The organism is Endozoicomonas sp. ONNA2, assembly GCF_024606365.1.
In the GTDB taxonomy this organism is placed as follows: domain Bacteria; phylum Pseudomonadota; class Gammaproteobacteria; order Pseudomonadales; family Endozoicomonadaceae; genus Endozoicomonas.
Genome location: NZ_JAHHPO010000670.1, coordinates 1 through 1319 on the forward strand (window position 1 = coordinate 1; position 1319 = coordinate 1319).

1 protein-coding gene is annotated in these 1319 nt (G+C 47.9%); it reads left to right on the plus strand.

The annotated features are described in order from the left end of the window. The first annotated feature begins 185 nt into the window (after positions 1 to 185). Entirely contained in the window at positions 186 to 1154 is a 969-nt protein-coding gene (locus tag KDK14_RS11750) for a type I restriction-modification system subunit M (RefSeq protein ID WP_257265311.1), read from the plus strand. Positions 1155 to 1319 lie beyond the last annotated feature (165 nt).

A 1319-nucleotide genomic window follows, 5' to 3' on the forward strand; every position in this document is an offset into this window, starting at 1 on the left:
TATTAAATTGGTAAAATTCTTCCGGTGCAATCAAAACCTTACGGATTCAGGTTTCTGATAACTACGAAGCCGCCGCAAAAAAAGAACTGGGTTCTGATTACCCCATACCCAAAGAGGGCGACAAGCGCGTTCCCCTGGCCATTTGGTACGACGAAAACCCGGCTGACACCCTGGAGATTGAAAAGATGATGCGCCGGAAGGTGCATTATGTCATTGAGCCAGAACACCTGTGGACCAGCATTGCCGAGATGGCTCGACTGCAAGATGGCGCACTGCTGTTGAATGTGCGTAAACAGATCACAGAAGCCGGCGGCAGCATCGGTAAAATCTACGGACAGGAAAAGAACATCACCACCTACAACCTGGCGCGGATGAATATGCTGCTGCATGGGGTGAAGGATTCTGAGTTTGAAGTGTTCCACGGTGACACCCTGATTAACGAGTGGGATCAGCTGAATGAAATGAACCCGGCCAAAAAGCTACAGTGTGATGCCATTGTTGCCAATCCGCCGTTTAGTTTGCGGTGGCAACCCACGGAAGCTTTGGGTGAGGATTTCCGCTTTAAAAGTTATGGCCTGGCACCTAAATCCTCAGCAGATTTCTCCTTTTTGCTCCATGGCTTCCACTTCCTGAAAGAAGACGGCACTATGGCGATTATTCTGCTCCACGGTGTGCTGTTCCGCAGTGGAGCTGAAGCCAAAATCCGCCAGAAACTACTGAAGGATAATAATATTGATGCCGTTATCGGCCTGCCATCTAACCTGTTTTTCTCAACGGGTATCCCTGTTTGTATTCTGGTGTTAAAAAAGTGCAAGAAGTACGACGATGTGCTGTTTATCAATGCCAGCGAGCACTTCGAGAAAGGCAAACGGCAAAACAAGCTACGGGAAGAGGATATCGATAAAATTGTTGATACTTATCAGTATCGGAGAGAAGAAGATCGATATTCGCGCCGTGTCTCACTGGAGACCATCGCCGAGAAAAATGACTATAACCTCAATATCTCCCGCTATGTGAGCACTGCCAAAGCTGAAAAGATTGGGGACCTGGGGGAGATTCATGCCAGGTTGGTCGAGATCAATAAACAGGCCAGCGAAGCTGCTGAACGGCACAACCAGTTCCTTAAGGAGTTGGGGTTGCCGCCGATCTGTTAATGTTCCGCTGAAATGCGGGCGAGCCTTTCCTGTTGTTCTGGTGGGCTTGCCCTTATCCCACCACTCCCTTTTGCAATGACTTTACTGAATATGCCCGTCTATAGCTTTAATAATACCTGAATCCGTAAGGTTTTGATTGCACCGGAAGAATTTTACCAATTTAAT

Excerpts from the sequence above, each read along its gene's own strand:
- KDK14_RS11750 (WP_257265311.1), top strand. The coding sequence starts at position 186 with ATGATGCGCCGGAAGGTGCATTATGTCATTGAGCCAGAACACCTGTGG.